Origin of the sequence: Variovorax sp. MHTC-1, assembly GCF_003984645.1 — a bacterium.
In the GTDB taxonomy this organism is placed as follows: Bacteria; Pseudomonadota; Gammaproteobacteria; order Burkholderiales; family Burkholderiaceae_C; genus Variovorax.
The window spans coordinates 160,136-181,645 of the sequence record NZ_RWKI01000007.1; the positions used below are offsets into that span (position 1 = coordinate 160,136).

Below are 21,510 nucleotides of genomic sequence, written 5' to 3' on the forward strand. Positions count from 1 at the left end.
GGCGCCTTCAGGTCGAGCTTTCCGCCGCCCGATGCGTGGAGCGCAGCGCCGGCGACAACGAAAGCTCACGCCGCGCCGCGTTCTCTTCCGCCGCGCTCATGGGCACCAGGATCTCGATCTGGTCCGCGACGCTGGTCGCGATCGGAACGCCATCGCGGTACAGCACGCGTGAGCCGGCGACCCGCGGAATCCTGGTGCCCGGGACGACCGTGCCGAGCAGGTTGGCGGGATCCGAGGCCGACAAGCAGACCAGGCTCTCGTCGGGCGGGCGGCGCCGCATCTGGCGCATGAGTCCGATGGCCTCGGGCAGTGCGAACTGCTCGCCGGACAGGCCTGCGATGAAGCGGCCGCCGCGGATCTCGCCGCGGGCTTCGAGCCGGCGGTAGGTGCGCACCAGGTCGCGCCACGGCGGCAGCCAGGCGGCCTCGCGTTCGAGCACGCTCCAGCACACCACGCCATAGCGGCGCAGCAGCACGCGCGCAACCTGTTCGATCGATTCGGGCGCGTGACTGCGTGGCGTCTCTTCGGCCCTTGCAGAGCCCGGTTGCCGCGTCAACAGCCAGCGGCCCGCGTCCTCGATGCCGAACAGCGCGGCGCGGCGCCGGCGCTGCTGCTGCGCGTGCGTCGACGAACGCTTCGAGGCCGGCACCAGCAGGGCACGCAGGCCGGCATAGCTGTCGCAGCGCACGCGGCCGCGCGCGACAAGTTCGCTCAACGCATCTTCCAGCTCGGTGCCGAGCATGCGCGCGCCCTCGGCGATCTCGTCGAAGAAAGACGCGCCGTTGGCCCCCAGCCAGGCGGCCACGCGTTGCGCGCGCGAACCCAGTCCCGGGTCGTCGACCGGCGCCGGCGCGAGCCCGTTCCAGAGCGCTGCGCTGCGCCGCGGCAGCAGGAGGATCGGCGTGGCGCGCAGCGACTGGCCGGCACCGCCCGCCCCGCGGCCCTCGTTGGCGGACGGCCGCAGCCGCGTCCACAGCACACGCCCTGCCGTGCACAGGTCGTCGAGCCAGGCGCTGGCGTAGTCGTTGACGCGCGCCGGCAGCAGCTCGGCCTCCCACAGCGCGGCCGGCGCTTCGTAGCCTTCCAGCTGGGCCAGCACACCGGCCAGGGCTTCCGGGCCGCTGACACGGGCGGCCGCACCGACGTGCTGCCATTCGAAAAGGAAGCGCGCGAAGTCGCGCGGCTCGACCGGTTCGATCTCGCGCCGCAGTCGCTTGAGCGTGTAGCGGTGGATGCGTGCCAGCAGATGCCGCTCGCACCACTCGGGGCTGTCGGCCTGGGGCGTGAAGCGCCCTTGCAATACCTGGCCTTCGCTCTGCAAGTCTAGCAGCGCGGCTTCGACATCGGAGAGCGGCAGCCGCAGCTGCTGCGCCAGTTCGTTCGCCGAGACCGGGCCCAGGCCGGCCAGGCGCGATTGCAGCAGCTCGCGCAGCAGCTCGTCGCGGCTCCCGGAGGCCTGCGCATATTCGGCCGGTGCCTCGATGAGCGGCTGCATCGCGGCGCCGGGATAGAGCGCCCGGGCCAGCGCCAAGCGTTCTGCCGCGACCCACAGGCCCGGCGACAGGCGCGTCGCGCGGCCTGTTGCGGCGAGCGCCTCCAGCCATGTCTTCCAGTTGGCATCGCGGGCCACGTCTTCGTCGTTGACCACGCCGAGCCCGCTCAGCGCTTCGTGCATCTCGTCGGGACTGCGAGGGCCGGGCCAGGCTTCCTCGCGCACGCTGTCGATGGCCTCCGGGTCGAGCCGGCCCATGTCGTCGGCGCTCTCCGGATCGGTGTAGCGCCGGCTTTGCACGGCCTGTGTGCGGCGCTCTTCCAGCGGCGCATCGTCGAGGTAGGCGTAGGGCCGCGCGTTCAGCACTTCCGCGGCGAGCGGCGAGGGCGCGGGAAGATCGCGCGCGTCGACCGTCACTTCGCCCGCCTCGATGCGACGCAGCAAGCGCAGCCAGCCGTCGGCATCCATGGCCTCGTGCAGGCAGTCGTCCAAGGTCTGCGCGACCAGCGGGTGGTCGGGAATCTCGCGTTCGCCCGCGAGGTTCTCGGCACAGGCGACCTGGTCCGGGAACACGGACGCCAGCAGGTCTTCGGACTTCATGCGCTGCAGCTGCGGCGCCACCTTGCGCCCGCCGATGAAGCGCGGCAGCGCGAGCGCGGTGGTCGCGTTCCAGCGCCAGCGCACGCCGAAGAGCGGCGCGTCCAGCAGCGCCTGCACCAGCACGTCCAGCGCCGTGGCCGAATGCAGGTAGCGGGCCACCTCCGGCAGCGGGAAGCTGTGGCTGGTGGACAGCGAGAGCACGATCGCATCCTCGGTGGCCGCGGCCTGCAGCTCGAAGTTGAACTTGCGGCAGAAGCGCTTGCGCAGGGCCAGGCCCCACGCGCGGTTGAGACGGCTTCCATACGGCGAATGGATGACCAGCTGCATGCCGCCCGATTCGTCGAAGAAGCGCTCGATCACGATTCGGTCCTGCGTCGGCACCGCGCCCAGCGCGGCCACGGTGCGCGCGAGGTGATCGACGATCTGGCGTGCGGCTTCCTCGTGCAGTCCCATGTCGCGCGCCAGCCGGCGCACCGCGGCCTCGGTGCCCTTCGCGGCGATGTGCTGACCGACTTCCTCGCGCAGCCGTGAGACGCCGAAGGAGAGCTCATCGCTGCGCCCCGGCGCCTCGCCGAGCCAGAATGGGATATTGGGCGCCGCGCCATGCGCATCTTCCACGCGCACGCGGCCCGGCTCGATGCGCAGGATGCGGTAGCTGGTGTTGCCGAGCTGGAACACGTCGCCGGCCAGGCTCTCGACTGCGAAATCCTCGTTCACCGTGCCGATCTTGTGGGCTTGCGGTTCGAGCACCACGCTGTAGTCGCCCGTCTCGGGAATGGTGCCGCCCGAGGTGAGGGCGGTCAGGCGCGCACCCTTGCGTTCGCGCAGGCGGTGATGGACCGCGTCGCGATGCACATAGCCGGCGCGCGGTCCGTTGCGGGTGGCGAAGCCTTCGGACAGCATGCGCACCACGGCGGCGTAGTCTTCGCGCTTCAGCTGCGCATAGGGCCAGGCGCGGCGCAGCAGCGCAAACAATTCATCCTCGTCCCATTCGCGGCTCGCGGTCTCGGCCACGATCTGCTGCGCCAGCACATCGAGCGGCGCATGCAGCACGTGCAAGGCATCGAGCTCGCCGCGGCGGATGCAGTCGAGCAGGGCCGCGCACTCGACCAGCTCGTCGCGCGACTGCGGAAACAGTCGCGCCTTCGGCGTGCCGCCTACCGCGTGGCCCGAGCGCCCTGCGCGCTGCAGAAAGGTGGCGATCGACCGGGGCGAACCCAGCTGGCACACCAGGTCGACATCGCCGATGTCCAGGCCCAGCTCCAGCGAGGCGGTCGCCACCAGCACCTTGAGCTCGCCGCGCTTGAGGCGCTGCTCCGCGTCGAGGCGCGCCTCCTTCGCGAGGCTGCCGTGATGGGCCGCCACCGCTTCCTTGCCGAGGCGCTCGCCCAGATGCCGCGCCGCACGCTCGGCCATGCGCCGGGTGTTGACGAAGACCAGCGTCGTCCTGTGCAGGTGCACCAGCTCGGCGACGCGCGAATAGACCTGTTCCCACTGCTCGTTCGACATCACCGCGCCGAGCGGAACCGGCGGCAGTTCGAGCGCGAGATCGCGCTCCTTGGCGTAGCCGATATCGACGATCTCGCAATGCGCGACGCCATCGGTCACCGCACCGGCACCCACCAGGAAACGCGCGACCTCGTCGATCGGCTTCTGCGTGGCGGACAGGCCGATGCGCGTCAGCGGCTTTTCGCAGAGCGATTGCAGCCTTTCGAGCGACAACGACAGATGGCTGCCGCGCTTGCTGGCCGCGATCGCATGGATCTCGTCCACGATCACGGTGCGCACGGTCGACAGCATCTTGCGGCCCGATGCCGAGCCCAGCAGCACGTACAGCGACTCCGGCGTGGTGACGAGGATGTGCGGCGGCTTGCGCAGGTTCTGCTGGCGATCTCTAGGCGCCGTATCGCCGGTGCGCACGGCGCTGCGGATGTCGACGTCCGGCAGGCCCAGCGCGGCCAGCTCGGCGCGGATGCCCGCCAGCGGCGTCTCCAGGTTCAGGTGAATGTCGTTGGACAGCGCCTTCAACGGCGAGACGTAGACCACCGTGGTTTCGTCGGCAAGCCCCTCGGGCTTCAGGCCCTGGCGAACCAGCCCATCCAGCGCGGCAAGGAAGGCCGTCAGGGTCTTGCCCGACCCGGTCGGCGCGGCGACCAGGGTGTGGCGGCCCGCGCGGATCGCAGGCCACGCCGCCGCCTGCGCCTCGGTGGGCGCAGCGAAGCTGCGGCTGAACCAGCCGCCGACGGCGGGGTGGAAGGGGTTGAGGGACACGGGCAGACCGAACATCGTAGCGGCCGACGGGGCCGCCTGCCAGTCCTGAGAAATGCGGGCCTTTGTCGCGAATGTCAAGTCAAGAAAAAGGCTCCGCGGCGAAGCCATGCCGCTGACGCGCGGCAAGACTACTATTTGTTCTTGCGCACCATGAACGACGACATGAAACGCGACCCCGAGCCGGTTTCGGCAACGAGCTACCGGCTCGCCGACAACCGCAGCGCGCTGCACGGACGGGTGTTCCTGACCGGCACGCAGGCGCTGGTGCGGCTCCTGCTCCTGCAGCGCAAATGGGACGAAGCGCATGGCCTCGAAACGGCAGGCTTCGTGAGCGGCTACCGCGGCTCGCCGCTCGCCGGCCTGGACGTCGAGCTCTGGCGCGCCAAGGCCGATCTCGAGGCGCACGACGTCCGCTTCCTGCCCGCAGTCAATGAAGACCTGGCCGCCACGGCGCTGATGGGCACCCAGCAGGTGGGTGCCGATGCAGAGCGCAGCTTCGACGGCGTCTTCGGCATGTGGTACGGCAAGGGCCCCGGACTCGACCGGGCCGGCGATGCGCTGCGCCATGGCAATGCCGCGGGCACGACGCGCCAGGGCGGCGTGCTGGTGGTGGTCGGCGACGACCATGCGGCCGTCTCGTCCTCGATTCCGAATGCGAGCGAGCTGTCGCTGATGGGCTGGGGCATGCCGATCGTCCACCCTGCCTCGGTCGACGAATACGACGCCTTCGGGCTCTGGGGCTGGGCCGCATCGCGGCACGCCGGCCTCTGGGTCGCGTTCAAGGCGATCTCGGAAACGGTGGAGAGCGGGCGTTCGATCGAGTTGGCGCCGCTGCCCGAGTTCAGCGCGCCCGACGAGCCGCCCGGCGCCGCCGAGGCGCGGGCCTACCGCAGCGACGACTTCCTGACGCCGGCCATCGAAGTACGCCTGGCCGCGAGGCTGGAGGCGCTGAAGGCCTTCGCGCGGCTGAACCCGATCGATCGGCTGGTGGCGCCGGCGCCCGATGCGACGGCGGGCATCGTGGTGGTCGGCAAGTCCTTCCATGACCTGATGGAAGTGCTGCAGCGCTCGGGCATCGACGAAGCCGTAATGCAGCGCATCGGCCTGCGCATCTACAAGCCTGGCCTGTGCTTCCCCCTCGAATCGCAGCGGGCGCAGGATTTCTGCGCCGGCCTGCGCCACGTGCTGGTCATCGAGGAAAAGGCTTCGGTGGTCGAGCAGCAGCTGAAGGAGCTGGTGTTCAACCAGGCGCTGCGGCCGACCGTGTGCGGCAAGCACGATCTGGCCGGCCGGCCGCTGCTGACGTGGGTAGGGCAGCTGGGGCCGGCATCGATCGCCTCGGCCCTGCGCGCCTGGCTCGCATCGATCGAAGACCCTCTCGCCGAGCGCATCGACGCCGGCCTGTTCGCGAAGCCCGCCCTGCTGTCGAACGAGTCGGACGGCATGCGCCGGCTGCCTTACTTCTGCTCGGGCTGCCCGCACAGCTCGTCGACCAAGGTGCCGGAAGGAAGCAAGGCCCTTGCCGGCGTCGGCTGCCACTACATGGCGAGCTGGATGGACCGCAGCACCGGCGGCCTCACGCAGATGGGCGGCGAGGGCGCCGACTGGCTGGGCCATGCGCCCTTCACCGCGATGCCACACATTTTCCAGAACATGGGCGAGGGCACGTATTTCCATTCGGGCTACCTGGCGCTGCGTCAGGCGATCGCGAGCGGCGCAAATATCACCTACAAGATCCTGTTCAACGACGCCGTCGCGATGACCGGCGGCCAGCCGGTCGACGGCAGCATCTCCGTGCCGCAGATCTGCACCCAGGTCGCGAGCGAAGGCGCGAAGCGCGTGGTCGTGGTCACCGACAACCCGGAGGCCTACCGCGGCGTGCGGCTCCCGGACGGCGTGAAGGTGCACCACCGCCGCGACCTGGACGCGGTCCAGCGCGAGCTGCGCGAGATCGCCGGCGTCACGGTGCTGGTCTACGACCAGACCTGCGCGGCGGAAAAGCGGCGCCGGCGCAAGAAGAAGACCTATCCCGATCCGGCCAAGCGCATGTTCATCAACGCCGCGGTGTGCGAAGGCTGCGGCGATTGCGGCGTGCAGTCCAACTGCTTCTCGGTCGCGCCGCTCGAAACCGAGTTCGGGCGCAAGCGGCAGATCGAGCAATCGAGTTGCAACAAGGACTATTCCTGCGCCGAAGGCTTCTGCCCGAGCTTCGTAACCGTGCTCGGCGGCGAGGTACGCAAGAGCAGCACCGCCCTGTCGCCCGCGCCGGACCTGCATGCGCTCGCCGGGGCGCTGCCGCTGCCCGTGCTGCCGGAGGCCGACAGGCCTTTCGACATGCTGGTCGCCGGCGTCGGCGGTACGGGCGTGATCACCGTCGGCGCGCTGGTCACGATGGCGGCGCACCTGGAGGGCAAGGGCGCCTCCGTGCTGGACTTCACCGCGCTGGCGCAGAAGGGCGGCTCGGTGGTGAGCCATATCCGGATCGCGGGCCGGCCGGAGCTCCTGCATGCGGTGCGAGTTCAGCCGCAGCGCGCGCGCACGCTGATCGTGGCCGACATGGTGGTGGGGGCGCAGCCGGACGTCCTGGGCACGGTGAAGGAGGGCGGCACCCAGGTCATCGTCAACTCCCACCTGCAGACGCTGGCAGAGTTCACGCGTTCGCCGGATCTCCCTTTCCGCCACGAAGCCCTGCTGCAGAAGTTCCGGGCCGCTGCCGGCGAAGCCCAGGTCCAGGCCCTGGATGCGCACGACGCTGCCAAGGCCCTGCTCGGCGATGCGATCGGCGCCAACATGCTGCTGCTCGGCTTTGCCTGGCAGCGCGGCGGCGTGCCGATCGGGCTCGATGCGCTGACGCGGGCCGTCGAACTCAACGGGGTCGCCGTCGAGGCCAACAAGAAGGCCTTTGCTGCCGGGCGCCTGGCGGCACACGATCCGGCCTGGAAGGCGAAGCTGTCGGGCCGCGAAGGGACCGTGGTGCAGCTGATGCGGCCGCAAGGCCTGGAGAAGCTCATCGAGACCCGCGTGCGCTTTCTCGAGGACTACCAGAGCGCGTCGTACGCGAAGCGCTACCTGGATTTCGTGCGGCGGGTCGAGGCCGCCGAGCGCGCGGCCGCGCCCGAGGCCCGGAAGCTGCGCCTGACGGACGCCGTGGCCTGCAACCTCTTCAAGCTCATGGCCTACAAGGACGAGTACGAAGTGGCCCGCCTGTACGCGCGACCGGAGTTCCTGGCCGATCTGCGCGCGCAATTCGAAGGCGATTTCCGGCTTCAGTTCAATCTCGCGCCGACCTGGTTCGCGAAGCGGAATGCGCAGGGCGTGCCGACGAAGCGCGCCTACGGCCAATGGATGCTGGCGATGTTCAAGGCGCTCGGCGCGCTGCGCCGGCTGCGCGGCACGCCTTTCGATCCCTTCGGCTACACGGCAGAACGCAGGCAGGAGCGGCAGCTGATCGCCGAGTACCGCCAACTCGTGGAGCGACTGCTCGAGGGCTTGAGCGCGGATCGGCTGGCGGACGCGACGCGCATCGCCGGCCTAGCGGAGAAGATCCGCGGCTACGGCCACATCAAGGACGAGAGCATCCGCAGCTACCGGAAGGACCTGGCTGCGGCGCTGGATGGCGCGCCGCACGGCCGCGCTGCGCCTGCCTTGAGGATGGCCTGAGCGCGAAATATTCCGCAGGCGCGCGGCCGAACCGGCCGCCGCCATCGATGCCTGCGGTTTTTGCCGAATCCTTCACGCGGCACTCGGGCCGGTTGCGCCGACACTGCGACCAGGTTCTCTGGGGGATTGCTGACCGCAATCATTCGGCCCGCTTCGTGCGGGCCTTTTTTTGCCTGTCAGCGTGGCCGACGGCCGTAGGCCAGCGTCTTGAAATCGTCGAAGCTCGGCAATGTCCAGTCGACGTCGTCACGGGAGAAGCGATAGTCGTCGAGCCACGCCGTCCAGCAGGCGAACTGCGGCGGCGAGGGCGCCACGATGGGGCGCTGTTTCTTCATCAGTTCGAGCGCCTCGAGCGGCGCATGGCCGCGGTGCACCAGCAGGCACAGCGCCAGCGTGGCGGAACGGCCGATGCCGTATTCGCAATGGATGAGCACGCGCTGCCCCGCGTCGAGGAACTCGTTCGCGAAGCGGATGCCGTGCTCGACGTCCCCCATCCGTACGCCGCACATGTCCTCGGTGGGCAGGTGCAGCAGCGCGATGCCGTGCCGGCGCAGCACATGCGGATCGGGAATCGCTTCGCCGCGCAGGTCGATCACGGCCTGGATGCGATGCTCGCGCGCGAGCTGCTCCGCGGAGTCGTAAGGGAAGCTGCCGCCGACGGCGAGCAGATCGGTGATCCAGCTGAAGTTCGGTTGCCAGGTGTCCATGGACGAAACCTAGCGCCTTCTGGCCGGCGTTCGCGTAGGGCGTTGTTGAAAGAGATCGCCTCGCTAGACTGACAGCGACCCCAGCCGCGCCACCACCATGTCGTGCAGCGCCCGCGCCGCCGCCGAGAGGCTGCCTTCGCGACGCTGCACGAGGTAGATCCGGCGCGTGAGCTGGGGCATCGGAAGCGGCCGGGTCGCGATCGTCTCGCGCCGGAACTGGTAGAGCGTGAGCGTCGGGACGACGCTGATGCCGAGGCCCGCCTCGACCATGCCCATCACGGTGGCGAGCTGCTCGACCTCGAGCACGGTGTTCATGGCCAGCGGATGCAGCGCCGCCTCAAGCGCCTGCCGCACGCTGCTGTTGCGCGTCATGTGGATGAAGGGCCAGGGCGCGAGCTTGCGCAGCGTCAGCCGCGGCTCGGAAGCCAGCGGGTGGTCGGCTCGGCAAACGAGGTGAAAGCGATCGGTGCACAGCACGCGCGTGCGCAGCTCGGCCGCATCCGCGACGCGCGTGCCGCCCGAGGCCAGCGCGAAATCGGCCTGGCCGCCGCGCACCAGGTCGATGCAGGCATCTGACAGCTGGTCGCTCAAGACCAGCTCGATGCCCGGCCAGGTCTGGTGGAACTCCGCGAACAGCGCCGGCAGCCAGCCTGCCGCGAGCGAGGGCAGGGCCGCGATGTGCACGCGCCCCTTGCGCCGCTCCACGTGGTCGCCCAGGTCGCCCAGCGCACGGCCCATGTCGGCGAGCAGGCGGCGCGCAGAGGGCTCGAACAGCCGGCCCTCGGGCGTCAGCTGCACGCTGCGCGTGTTGCGGTCGAACAGGCGCGCGCCCACCGATTCCTCGAGCGCGCGAACCAGGGTGCTGAAGGCCGGCTGGGAGAGATGGCAGGCCTCGGCAGCCCGCGTGAAGTGGCGCAGATCGGCGAGCGCGAGAAAGGCGCGCAGCTGCCGGGCGGAAAGGTCCGGTGATGCCATTGATTCGATTCGTGAATGAATCCATCCAAACTTTCGATTGTACGGATGAAGTCTCACAACCTACATTCGGTCGCACCACGATATCGTAGACATGAGCAACTTGCCCGCTTCCCCCCTGCTTGTCGGCTGTGCGGCCGGCTTTTCGGGTGACCGCACCGATGCCGCCGGGCCGGTGGTGGACACGCTGATCGCGCGCCTGCAGCAGGGCCCCGCGGAGCAGCGCGCTTTCCTGATCTTCGAAACCCTGGCCGAGCGAACGCTGGCGCTGGCGCAGTTGCGCCGGCGCGCCGATCCCGAAGCGGGCTTCGAGCCGCTGCTCGACGCGATGCTGCGCCCGGTGCTTGCGCGCTGTCTGGCGCACGGCATTCGCATCGTCAGCAACTTCGGTGCGGCGAATCCGCGTGCCGCCGCCCGCCACATCGCCCGCATGGCGCGCGAGCTCGGCACGCCCGCGCCGCGCATTGCGGTGGTGGAGGGCGACGACCTGTCGGCGCCCGCGCAGCGCGCGCTGCTGCGTCAACAGCTGGGCGCCGAGATGGACCGCATGCGCCTGGTCAGCGCCAACGCCTACATCGGCGCCGAGCCGATCGGCGCGGCGCTCGATGCCGGCGCGCAGATCGTGGTGTGCGGGCGCGTCGCCGACCCGTCGCTGACGGTGGGCCCGGCCATGTCGCATTTCGGCTGGCGTGCCGACGACTGGGACCGGCTCGCACGCGCCACCATGGCCGGCCATCTGCTCGAATGCGGCGCCCAGGTCTGCGGTGGCTACTTCGCCGATCCCGGCTACAAGGAGGTGCCGGGCCTGGAGGCGATCGGCTTTCCGATCGCCGAGATCGACGGCGAGGGCCGCTGCATCATCGGCAAGGCCGATGCCACGGGCGGCCTGCTCAGCGAGGCCACGGTCAAGGAGCAGCTGCTTTACGAGGTGCACGACCCGGCCGCCTACCTGACGCCCGACGTGGTGGCCGACATCGGCGAAGCCGAGGTGAGCGCCGCCGGGCCCGACCGCGTCGCACTGGACGGCGTGCGCGGCCATGCGCGGCCCGCCGACTACAAGGTCAACGTCTGCTACGAGGGCGGCTGGCTGGCCGAAGGCGAGATCTCCTACGCCGGCGCGCGCGCCGAGGCGCGGGCGCGGCTGGCCGCCGACATCCTGCGCAAGCGGCTCGCGGGCCTCGCGCTGCGGGTCGACCTGATCGGCGCGATCAGCATCTTCGCGGACGACGCCGGCCTCATGCTCGACGCCGTGGCCGAGAGCGGCACGCGCGACGTGCGGCTGCGCGTGGCCGCCACGCACGAGGACCGCGGCGAAGCCGAGCGGCTCACGCGCGAGGTGATGGCGCTCTACACCTGCGGCCCGGCCGGAGGCGGCGGCGTGCGCACCGCGCTAACGCCGCGGCTCAACACGCGCTCGTGCCTGCTGCCGCGGGCGCTGGTGCCGGTGCGCTTCGAGATCGTGGAGGCGGCATGACGCAAGTGCACAAAGTCGCGCTCTTCCGGGCCGCCCACGGCCGCACCGGCGACAAGGGCAACCGCTCCAACATCAGCGTGATCGCCTGGCATCCGGAGCTCTATCCCTTGCTGGTCGCGCAGCTCACGCCCGAGGCCGTGGCCGCGCAGTTCGGCCACCGGCAACCGAGCCGCGTGCAGCGCTTCCTGCTGCCGAAGCTGCACGCGATGAACTTCGTGCTCGACGACGTGCTGGACGGCGGCGTCAACGATGCGCTCAACCTCGACGCGCACGGCAAGGCGCTGTCCTTCCTGCTGCTGGACATGCCCATCGAGGTGCCCGTCTCGCTCGCACATCGCCTGGCCGGCCCGCCTGGCACCTGACTTCCCCATTCGTTCATTCATCCAGGAGACACAACATCATGATTCGCTTTCAATCCCCGACGCTCGCCTTGGCCGCGCTGCTGGCCGCCGGCGCCGCAGCGGCGCAGACCTTTCCCGACAAGCCCATCACCTTCGTCGTGCCTTTCGCCGCCGGCAGCGCGACAGACCAGATCGCGCGAGCGCTCGGCAACGGGGTGACAGCGGAGACCAAGCAGCCGGTGGTGATCGACAACAAGGCTGGCGCCAGCGGCTTCATCGCCTCGCAGCAGGTCGCGAAGGCGCCGGCCGACGGCTACACGGTGCTGATCACCACCAACACCACGCATGCCGCCAACGAGCACCTGTTCAAGAAGCTGCCCTACGACCCGGTGAAGGACTTCAGCCCAGTCGCCGCCTTGGGCAAGGGCGGCCAGATCATGGTGGTGAATCCGAACTCGCCGGCCAAGACGGTGGCCGAGTTCGTCGCGCTCGCGAAGAAGGAGCCCGGCAAGCTGAGTTTCGGCAGCGGCAGCTCCTCGAGCCGCATGGCCGGCGAGCTGCTGCAGCAGTTGGCCGGCATCAAGCTGCTGCACGTGCCCTATAAGAGCAACCCGCTCGCGGTGACCGACCTCCTGGGCGGCCAGATCGACATGATGATCACCGACACCGCGACCGGCCTGCCGCAGGTCAAGGCCGGCAAGCTGCGCGCGCTCGGTGTTTCGGGCGCGCAGCGCTCGCCGCTGGCGCCGGAGGTTCCGACCATCGCCGAGGCCGGCGTCAAGGGCTACGAGATGGGCTACTGGTTCGCGGCCTACGCGCCCGCGAAGACCCCGCCGGCGGTGGTCAAGCGGCTCAACGAACTGCTGGTGAAGGCGGCCAAGAGCGAGGCGTCGAAGACCTCCTTCTATGAGCCGAGCGGCACCGAAGTGTTCACCACCTCGCCCGAGGACCTCGCGAAGTTCCAGGCCGCCGAGTCGCAGAAATGGGGCCGCATCATCAAGGCGGCGGGCATCGAGGCCGAGTAAGCGCCGCTGTCCGAAGAGGCAGCCAAGGAGACAAAAATGCAGACAACAAACACTGGGCGCTGCCGCGTCCTGTGCGCAGCCGTGCTCGCGGCAGTGATGACACTGGCCTGTGGCGGTGGTGGTGGGAATGGCGGCGGCATCGTTGCGCCGCCGGCGTCCGCATCCGCGGCGCCGCAGATGAAGCTGACGATCAGCGCCACCACCGACATGCCGGGCAGCTTCGGCAGCGTCGGCAGCTACGAGCGGCTCACCGGCACCATCAGCGGCGAGGTCGATCCGAAGGACCCGAAGAATGCCGTGATCCAGGACCTGGATCTCGCGCCGGTCAATGGGCGCGGCATGGTCGAGTACAGCGCCGATTTCGTAATGCTCAAGCCCAAGGACATGAGCAAGGCCAGCGGTGTGCTGCGCTACGACGCGCCGAACCGCGGCAACATCCTGACGATGCCGAATCTCACGGCCAACCCGAGCGACGCCGTGTTCTTCGAGCGCGGCTACGTGTGGATGTTCTCGGCCTGGCAAGGCGACGTTCCGAAGAGCTCGCCGCAGCGTTTGACGGTCACGGCGCCGGTCGCGAAGAACAAGGACGGTTCGTCGATCACCGGGCCCTACGCCACCGAGCTGCTGACCTCGGCACCTGCGCCTTCGCTCAGCCTGCCCGGCGGTGTGTTCAACGGCACGATGGTTCCGTATGCGCCCGCGAGCCTCGACAACACGCAACCCGGCTATCTGCTGACTCGCCGCGTGAACGAAACCGACCCGCGCATTGCGATCCCCGCCGGGGACTGGAAATTCGCAAACTGCAACGCTGTCGACAACCCGTTTCCCGGCCAAGCGGATCCCGCACGCATCTGCCTGAAAGGCGGCTTCCAGCCGAACACGCTGTACGAGCTCCAGTACGTCGCGAAGGATCCCAAGGTGATGGGCGTGGGCCTCGCGGCGCTGCGCGACACGATCGCCTTCTTCCGGACCCAGCAGGCCGATTCGGCCGGCACCCCGAATCCGATCGCCGGCAAGATCAGCCATGCGATCGGGCAGGGCACCTCGCAATCGGGCAATGCGATGAAGACCTTCCTGCACCTGGGCTTCAATCAGCGGCTCGACGGCGGACAGGTCTTCGAGGGCATCTACGCGCATGTCGCGGCGCGTCAGACCAACATCAACACGCGCTTCGCGGTGCCCGGCGGCGGCGGGGGCTTGCGCACCGATCACCGCGCCTTCGGCCAGACCGCGCCGCGCGGGCTCGCGGCCGACTACGCCGACGCGATCTCGGGTCGCACGGGCGGCGTGATGAAGCGCTGTACCGAAACCGCCACCTGTCCGAAGTTCTTCCTCGGACTCTCGGGCACGGAGTTCTGGCAACTGCAAGGCTCGCCGGTGCTGACCGATGCACTCGGCGGCTCGGACCTCGTGCAACCGGCCAACGCGCGCATCTACTACTACGCGAGCACGCAGCACGGCAGCGGCACGGGTGGGCTGGCGACCGGGATCAACTTCAATCCGGCATCGGCGGTGTATCCGATCGGTTCGATGACGGACCATGCCGATACCTTCCGTGCCCTGTTCGTCGATCTCGAGGATTGGGTCGTGAAGAATCTCGAGCCGCCTGCGAGCCAGGTGCCGAAGGTCGCCGACGGCACGCTGGTGCGGCCCGATCGGCTGGCTTTCCCGATCATGGCGGGCGCAACCTGGCCGCTCGCGGGCGGCGGCGCGCCGACGGCGATCCCGGCCTTCAACTACCTTGCGCGCTACAACGGCTTTCCGCTGCTCGACTACGGCCCGCTGTACAGGCCGCAGGACGAGTCCGGCATCCCGACGGTGGTTCCGCCGTCCTACATGGGCAAGGACTACGCAATCCTCGTTCCGCAGGTCGACCCGGCCACCGGCCTCGCCAAGGCCGGCATCCGCAACGTCGACGTGCAGGCGCCGCTCGGCACCAGCATCGAGTTCAACTATGTGGCGACGCCGGGCATCGTCGACCTGGCGAACCTGGCGGGCAGCTTCATTCCCTTCCACAAGACCGAGGGCGGCGCGCATCGCGGCCGGCGACACGCGGCCGTCGATCGAATCGCTGTACGGCAACCAGGCCGGTTTCGTGACCGCGGTAACCGGCGCGGCCAACAGCCTGGTGGCCCAGCGCTTCCTGCTCCAGCGCGACGCGGACCGGAGAATCGAGCGGGCACAAAACACCGTGGTGCTGCCTTGAGCGAAGCGCTCGGCCGGATCAGGCGGTCTCTGCGAGCGCGTCGCCCAGCGCATTGACCAGGCGGTCGATCTCGGCCTCCTCGGCGATGAAGGGCGGCGCGAGCTGGATGGTGTCGCCGCCGTAGCGCACGTAGAAGCCCTTCTTCCAGCAGTTCATCGCGATCTCGTAGGGCCGGCGTGCCGGCTCGCCCGGCAGAGCGGCGATCGTGATGCCGGCGGCCAGGCCGAAGTTGCGGATGTCGGCCACGTGCTTGCTGCCCTTGAGGCTGTGCACCGCGTTCTCGAAATGCGGCGCCAGCGCCTTCGCGCGGCCGGGCATGTCTTCCTTTTGCAGCACGTCGAGCGCGGCGATGCCGGCCGCGCAGGCAACCGGATGCGCCGAGTAGGTGTAGCCGTGCGGGAACTCGAGCATGTAGTCGGGGCCGCCGGCGGCCATGAAGGTGTCGTAGATCTCCTTGCTCGCGATCACTGCGCCCAGCGGCTGCGCGCCGTTGGTGACCTGCTTGGCCACGTTCATGATGTCGGGCACCACGCCGAAGGCATCGGCGCCGGTGAGCGCGCCGCAGCGGCCGAAGCCGGTGATGACCTCGTCGAAGATCAGGAGGATGTTGTGGGCGGTGCAGATCTCGCGCAGCCGCTGCAGATAGCCGCGCGGCGGGATCACCACGCCGGCCGATCCTGCGAAGGGCTCGACGATCACGGCCGCGATGTTCGAGGCGTCGTGCAGCGCGATCAGGTCGAGCAGGCGCTCGGCGAGTTCGGCGCCGTGCTCGGGCATGCCGCGTGAGAAGGCGTTGGATGCGAGCTGCGTGTGCGGCAGATGAGCCGCTTCCACGCCCTGGCCGAAGAGCTTGCGGTTCGCGCCGATGCCGCCGACCGAGATGCCGCCGAAGTTGACGCCGTGATAGCCCTTTTCGCGGCCGATCAGCCGTGTCTTGCCGGCGAGGCCCTTGGTGCGCCAATAGGCGCGCGCCATCTTGAGCGAGGTGTCCGCGGCCTCGGAGCCCGATCCGGTGAAGAAGACGTAGTCGAGCCCGGCGGGCGTCAGTTCCTTGAGCTTGTTGGCGAGCTCGAAAGACAGCGGATGGCCGTGCTGGAACGCCGGCGCGTAGTCGAGCTTGGCGATCTGGCGGCTCACTGCCTCGGTGATCTCGGGGCGGCCGTGGCCCAGGCCCGAACACCACAGGCCCGAGAGGCCGTCGAAGATCTTGCGGCCGTCGCCATCGGTGAAATAGGCGCCCTTGGCTTCCACGATCATCCGCGGGTCGGCCTTGAAGTTGCGGTTGCCGGTGTAGGGCATCCAGTGCGCGTCGAGCCAGGCGGCGTCGGTGCGCGGGGCAGGGTTCGGTTCGAGGGCGGTCGATGCGGTGCTCATGGGCGCTTCCGAAAGGTGATGGGAGTGCGTCGATTGTTCGCACCGCCTTCAGTGTGGAGAATGGCGCAATATCAATCTTCACTTGACGATCCATGCAAGTAAAAGCGCCGCGCGAAAGCGCCGCCAGGAACCGTGCCGTGCTCGGCCAACTGAGCGACATGGACCTGCGCCTGCTGAAGGTGTTCAAGAGCGTGGCCGAGTGCGGCGGCATGGCGGCCGCCGAGCTGGAGCTCAACATCGGCACCTCCACCGTGAGCCGGCATGTGAAGGATCTCGAAACCCGGCTCGGGCTGGTGCTGTGCCGGCGCGGACGGGCCGGCTTTTCGCTCACCGCGGAAGGGCAGCGCGTCTACGACGAGACGCTGCGCCTGCTCGCCTCGGTGGACGCCTTCCGCGGCAGCATCGACGACATCCACAACCGCATGGGCGGGCAGCTCGAAGTGGCGCTGTTCGACAAGACGGCGAGCAACCCGCAGGCGCGCATCAGCGAGGCCATCGCGCGCTTCACGCAGCTCGCACCCGAGGTGAGCCTGAGCGTTCACGTGGGCTCGATCAGCGCCATCGAGCAGGGCGTGCTGGAGGGCAAGTTTCAGATCGGCATCATTCCGGCGCACCGCACGTCGAAGAGCCTGGTCTACGCCGACTTGTTCGGCGAGACGATGCTGCTGTACTGCGGCGCGGGGCATCCGCTCTTCGACAGCAGCCATGCGAAGCTGAGCTGGGCGCGGCTGCGCGAGCATCACTTCGCCGGGCTCGGCTACCACTCGCCCAACATGCAGCTCAGCCATCGCGCGAAGCTCACGCGCAAGGCCACCGGCTTCGACCAGGAGGCGATCGCGACCCTGATCCTCTCTGGGCGTTTTCTCGGCTTTCTGCCGGACCACTACGCGCAGGCCTTCGAGCAGCGCGGCCTCATGAAGGCCGTGCTGCCGGCGCACTTCAATTACGCCTGCCGCTTCGTCAGCGTGCTGCGGCGATCGCCCAAGCCCTCGCGCGCGGTGCTGGCTTTTCAGGGCTGTCTCGCGGCAGCGCATGCGCCCCAGGCAACCGGTCCACAGGCTTTCCGGACCTGAACCGATGAATCGCCAGCCTGCGCCGACAGGCTCGCGCAGTCGACGTCTCCTTCCTACAGATCGCACGCGTACTCTGTCGTAGCGTTGGGCCATAGGAGCAAGCCGCCATGACCAATCCGAAACTGCCGCCCGACGATCCCATCCAGCTACCGGTCGAACCGGAATTCCCGACAAACGACGCGCCGGCCAATCCTCACACGGATGAAGGCGAGCCTGGCGCGGACGAAAATGGAGCAGGCTTCGTCAAGCCGAAGCTCTGATCGCCATCGCTCGAGGGGGCAGACATGGCGGGTCCCGCAGGGGCATCGGACCAGCCAGGGCGACTGCATTCGGTCCGCGAATGCGTGGAAAATCCACGCTCTCGCTATGAAATCAACTACTTATCCGATGTGCCGTGTCAGCGTGGCGCCAATGATGGACTGGACCGACCGTCACTGCCGCTACTTCCACCGGCTGCTGACGCGCCGCGCCTTGCTCTACACCGAGATGGTCACGACCGGCGCGCTGGTGCATGGCGACGTGCCGCGCCATCTTCGTTTCAATGCCGAGGAGCATTCGGTCGCGCTGCAGCTCGGCGGCAGCGAGCCGGGCGAGCTCGCGCATTGCGCCAGGCTCGGCGAGGACTGGGGCTACGACGAGATCAACCTCAATTGCGGCTGCCCGAGCGAGCGCGTGCAGCGCGGCGCTTTCGGCGCCTGCCTGATGAACGAGCCGCAGCTGGTGGCCGACTGCGTGAAGGCGATGGTCGACGTGGTGAAGGTGCCGGTCACCGTCAAGCACCGCATCGGCATCGACAAGACCGAGAGCTACGAGTTCGTGCGCGATTTCGTCGGCGCGGTCAGCGAGGCGGGCTGCCGCACCTTCATCGTTCACGCGCGCAACGCCTGGCTCAAGGGCCTGTCGCCCAAGCAGAACCGCGAAGTGCCGCCGCTGCGCTACGAGCTCGTGCACCGGCTGAAGCACGACTTTCCCGAGCTCATGTTCTCGATCAACGGCGGCTTCGACGACAGCGCGCAGATGCACGCGCACTTGCGCCTGCTCGACGGCGTGATGATCGGGCGCGAGGCCTATCACAACCCGTGGTGGCTCAGCGAATGGGACGCGGTCTTCTACGAGGAAGCGCCTTTTACGCTCACGCGCGAAGAGGTCGAGCTCAAGATGTGCGACTACATGGCGCGCGAGGCGGCCGAGCACGGCACGCCATGGTCGAACATCGCACGCCACATGCTGGGCCTGCGCAACGGTCTCGCGGGTGCGCGCCGCTGGCGGCAGGTGTGGAGCGACCACAAGCTCAAGGCGCTGACGCCATACGAGGTGATGGCGCTCGCGCACGAGCCGGTGGCGCAGGCGGCCTGATCAGGCCGCCATCAGCCGCGCGCTTCAGGTCGCGGCTTCGAGCCCATTCTTGAAGTGCTGCTGCATGCGCGCCATCGCGCCGGCAGGGTCGCGCGCCTTGAGCGCGGCCATGATCGCGCGGTGCTCCTTCAACGACTCGGCGATGCGGCCGGACTTCAACAGCGAGTTGTGCCGGTTGAGCTTCATCACCTTGCGCAGGTCGGCCACCATCTGGTCGCGCCAGCGGTTGTCGGCGATCGCAAGCAGCCGCATGTGGAAGCGCTCGTTGACGGCGAAGAAGTGGGCGCGGTCCACCTTGCCGGGGGCGGCAGCGGCTTCGAGTTCGGCGTGCAGCGCTTCCAGCTCGGCCATCTGCGCCTCGGAAACGTGCTCGGCCACCACGCAGGCGGCATCGCTTTCGAGCAGGCTCAGCAGGTGATAGACGTCCGCCAGATCCTTCTCCGACACCTCGGTTACATAGGCGCCGCGCCGCACCTTCATCGTGACCAGGCCTTCGGCCGCCAGCACCTTCAGCGCCTCCCGCAGCGGCGTGCGGCTGATGCCGTATTCCTCCGCCAGCTTGAGCTCGTCGATCCAGCTGCCGGGCTCGAGCTCGCGGTTGAAGATGCGCTGGCGCAGCAGCTCCGCCACCTCTTCGTAGAGGGCGCGCGGGGTGAGGGTGAGGGCGGACATGCCCGGAATGTACCGCAAGTACGGACTCTGAATTAATAATTACAGATGGGTTAGACTCGCCTTGAACTGTCTCGTCCCTGCGCGGACACTCCCTCGACACTTGCACGACCTCGCAAAGCGGCGCCCATGAGCAAATCCGACCCGAACTTCAAAACCGCGAACCTCGACGCCTGGACCCAAGCCGCTGCCAAGTCTGCGCCGGGCGGAGACTTGAACGCGCTGAACTGGATCACGCCCGACGGCATCACCGTCAAGCCGCTCTACACCGCCGCCGACCTGCGCGGGTTGAAATACACCGACACGCTGCCGGGCTTCGAGCCCTACCTGCGCGGGCCGCAGGCCACCATGTACGCGGTGCGCCCCTGGACCATCCGGCAGTACGCCGGCTTCTCGACCGCCGAGGAGTCGAACGCCTTCTATCGCAAGGCGCTGGCCGCGGGCGGGCAGGGCGTGAGCGTGGCCTTCGACCTGGCCACGCACCGCGGCTATGACAGCGACCATCCGCGCGTGACCGGCGACGTCGGCAAGGCCGGCGTGGCGATCGACAGCGTGGAGGACATGAAGATCCTGTTCGACCAGATCCCGCTCGACAAGGTCAGCGTCTCCATGACCATGAACGGCGCGGTGCTGCCGGTGCTCGCGGGCTACATCGTGGCGGCCGAGGAGCAGGGCGTTGCGCAGGACCAGCTCTCAGGGACCATCCAGAACGACATCCTCAAGGAGTTCATGGTCCGCAACACCTACATCTTTCCGCCCGAGCCTTCGATGCGCATCATCGGCGACATCATCGAGTACACGGCCCAGAAGATGCCGAAGTTCAACTCGATCTCGATCAGCGGCTATCACATGCAGGAGGCCGGCGCGAACCAGGCCTTGGAGCTCGCCTTCACGCTGGCCGACGGCAAGGAGTACGTGAAGACCGCGCTGGCCAAGGGCCTGGACGTCGACGGCTTCGCCGGGCGCCTGAGCTTCTTCTGGGCCATCGGCATGAACTTCTACCTCGAGGTGGCCAAGATGCGCGCGGCGCGCCTTCTGTGGTGCCGGATCATGAAGGAGTTCAACCCCAGGAATCCCAAGAGCCTGATGCTGCGCACCCATTGCCAGACATCGGGCTGGAGCCTGACCGAGCAGGACCCGTACAACAACGTGGTGCGCACCACCATCGAAGCGATGGCGGCGGTGTTCGGCGGCACGCAGAGCCTGCACACCAACGCGCTCGACGAGGCCATTGCACTGCCGACCGAGTTCAGCTCGCGCATCGCGCGCAACACGCAGCTCATCATCCAGGAGGAGACGCACATCACGAACGTGATCGACCCCTGGGCCGGCAGCTACATGATGGAAAAGCTCACGCAGGACATGGCCGACGCCGCCTGGGCCATCATCGAAGAGGTAGAGGCCATGGGCGGCATGACCAAGGCCGTAGACAGCGGCTGGGCCAAGCTCAAGATCGAGGCGGCCGCTGCCGACAAGCAGGCCCGCATCGACTCGGGGCGGGACGTGATCGTCGGCGTCAACAAGTACAAGCTCAAGACCGAAGACACGCACGACATCCTGCAGATCGACAACGTCAAGGTGCGGGACGGCCAGATCGCCAGGCTCAAGGCCATTCGCGAGAAGCGTGACGGCGCCGCGGTGCAGGCGGCGCTCGATGCGTTGACGGCGGCCGCAGAAAGCGGCACGGGCAACCTTCTCGAGTTGAGCATCCAGGCGGTGCGTCTGCGCGCCACGGTCGGCGAGATCAGCGATGCGCTCGAGAAGGCCTATGGCCGGCACCGTGCCGACACGCAGAAGGTGACCGGCGTCTATGCCGCCGCCTACGACTCGGCCGAAGGCTGGGAAGCGCTGCAGCACGAGATCGCCGCCTTCGCCGAAGAGCAGGGCCGGCGCCCGCGCGTGATGATCTCCAAGCTCGGCCAGGACGGCCACGACCGCGGCGCCAAGGTCGTTGCCACGGCCTTCGCCGACCTCGGCTTCGACGTCGACATGGGTCCGCTGTTCCAGACCCCCGAAGAGTGCGCGCGCCAGGCGATCGAGAACGACGTGCATGCGGTGGGCGTGAGCACGCTGGCTGCGGGCCACATGACTTTGGTGCCGGCGATCATCCAGGAGCTGAAGAAGCAGGGCGCCGACGACATCATCGTGTTCGTCGGCGGCGTGATTCCGCGCCAGGACTACGGCTTTCTGTACGAGGCGGGTGTCAAGGGCATCTATGGTCCGGGCACGCCGATTCCGGCCAGCGCAAAGGACGTCCTGGAACAGATTCGCGCGGCGGTCGCCGCCTGAG

The 21,510-nt window shown here is 68.6% G+C and carries 13 protein-coding genes and 1 pseudogene; 9 read left to right on the forward strand and 5 right to left on the reverse strand.

Features of this window, described 5'->3' with window-relative positions:
• Positions 1–7: 7 nt before the first annotated feature.
• Positions 8–4,378 carry a DEAD/DEAH box helicase gene (locus EJI01_RS14455; RefSeq protein ID WP_126837845.1) on the reverse strand — a complete coding sequence of 1,457 codons (4,371 nt, stop codon included), beginning with the start codon at positions 4,376–4,378 and terminating at the stop codon, positions 8–10.
• Between the two features lie 147 nt (positions 4,379–4,525).
• Between EJI01_RS14455 and EJI01_RS14460 the strand changes: the two genes are divergently transcribed.
• Positions 4,526–8,023: an indolepyruvate ferredoxin oxidoreductase family protein gene (locus EJI01_RS14460; protein ID WP_126837846.1), complete on the forward strand. Its 3,498-nt coding sequence runs from the start codon at positions 4,526–4,528 to the stop codon at positions 8,021–8,023.
• Between the two features lie 176 nt (positions 8,024–8,199).
• Here EJI01_RS14460 and EJI01_RS14465 read toward each other — a convergent pair whose 3' ends face one another.
• Positions 8,200–8,730 (reverse strand): dual specificity protein phosphatase family protein, encoded by a 531-nt coding sequence (locus tag EJI01_RS14465; RefSeq protein WP_126837847.1) that lies wholly within the window; start codon positions 8,728–8,730, stop codon positions 8,200–8,202.
• 63 nt (positions 8,731–8,793) lie between these two features.
• Positions 8,794–9,705 carry a LysR family transcriptional regulator gene (locus EJI01_RS14470; protein WP_126837848.1) on the reverse strand — a complete coding sequence of 304 codons (912 nt, stop codon included), beginning with the start codon at positions 9,703–9,705 and terminating at the stop codon, positions 8,794–8,796.
• A gap of 91 nt (positions 9,706–9,796) precedes the next feature.
• On the opposite strand from EJI01_RS14470, the gene EJI01_RS14475 reads away from it, so the two are divergent.
• The 4 genes and pseudogenes from EJI01_RS14475 to EJI01_RS14490 all read left to right on the forward strand — a co-directional run bounded on the left by EJI01_RS14475 (position 9,797) and on the right by EJI01_RS14490 (position 14,748).
• Positions 9,797–11,176, forward strand: coding sequence for an acyclic terpene utilization AtuA family protein (locus EJI01_RS14475; protein ID WP_126837849.1), 1,380 nt, complete (start codon positions 9,797–9,799; stop codon positions 11,174–11,176).
• Positions 11,173–11,538, forward strand: a complete 366-nt coding sequence (locus EJI01_RS14480; protein ID WP_126837850.1) for a hypothetical protein — start codon at positions 11,173–11,175, stop codon at positions 11,536–11,538. Before EJI01_RS14475 ends, EJI01_RS14480 begins: the two co-directional genes overlap by 4 nt.
• 38 nt (positions 11,539–11,576) lie before the next feature.
• Complete coding sequence (locus EJI01_RS14485) at positions 11,577–12,542, forward strand: Bug family tripartite tricarboxylate transporter substrate binding protein (protein ID WP_185878923.1); 966 nt, start codon at positions 11,577–11,579, stop codon at positions 12,540–12,542.
• Positions 12,543–12,578: 36 nt separating this feature from the next.
• Positions 12,579–14,748: pseudogene (locus EJI01_RS14490) on the forward strand (alpha/beta hydrolase domain-containing protein).
• Positions 14,749–14,766: 18 nt separating this feature from the next.
• On the opposite strand, the gene EJI01_RS14495 reads toward EJI01_RS14490, so the two are convergent.
• Positions 14,767–16,122, reverse strand: a complete 1,356-nt coding sequence (locus tag EJI01_RS14495; protein ID WP_126837851.1) for an aspartate aminotransferase family protein — start codon at positions 16,120–16,122, stop codon at positions 14,767–14,769.
• A 92-nt stretch (positions 16,123–16,214) separates the two neighbouring features.
• On the opposite strand from EJI01_RS14495, the gene EJI01_RS14500 reads away from it, so the two are divergent.
• The 3 genes from EJI01_RS14500 to dusA all read left to right on the forward strand — a co-directional run bounded on the left by EJI01_RS14500 (position 16,215) and on the right by dusA (position 18,551).
• Complete coding sequence (locus EJI01_RS14500; protein WP_126837852.1) at positions 16,215–17,195, forward strand: LysR family transcriptional regulator; 981 nt, start codon at positions 16,215–16,217, stop codon at positions 17,193–17,195.
• A 107-nt stretch (positions 17,196–17,302) separates the two neighbouring features.
• A complete protein-coding gene (locus EJI01_RS28775; protein WP_185878924.1) occupies positions 17,303–17,455 on the forward strand; it encodes a hypothetical protein in 153 nt (50 codons plus the stop codon).
• Between the two features lie 106 nt (positions 17,456–17,561).
• The gene (dusA, locus tag EJI01_RS14505) at positions 17,562–18,551 is read left to right on the forward strand and encodes a tRNA dihydrouridine(20/20a) synthase DusA (RefSeq protein WP_126837853.1); all 990 of its coding nucleotides are present in this window, start codon (positions 17,562–17,564) and stop codon (positions 18,549–18,551) included.
• Positions 18,552–18,575: 24 nt separating this feature from the next.
• Here the strand turns inward: dusA and EJI01_RS14510 are convergent, their stop codons facing one another.
• Positions 18,576–19,223: a GntR family transcriptional regulator gene (locus EJI01_RS14510; RefSeq protein WP_126837854.1), complete on the reverse strand. Its 648-nt coding sequence runs from the start codon at positions 19,221–19,223 to the stop codon at positions 18,576–18,578.
• 126 nt (positions 19,224–19,349) lie between these two features.
• On the opposite strand from EJI01_RS14510, the gene scpA reads away from it, so the two are divergent.
• Positions 19,350–21,509, forward strand: a complete 2,160-nt coding sequence (gene scpA / locus EJI01_RS14515) for a methylmalonyl-CoA mutase (RefSeq protein WP_126837855.1) — start codon at positions 19,350–19,352, stop codon at positions 21,507–21,509.
• Position 21,510 lies beyond the last annotated feature (1 nt).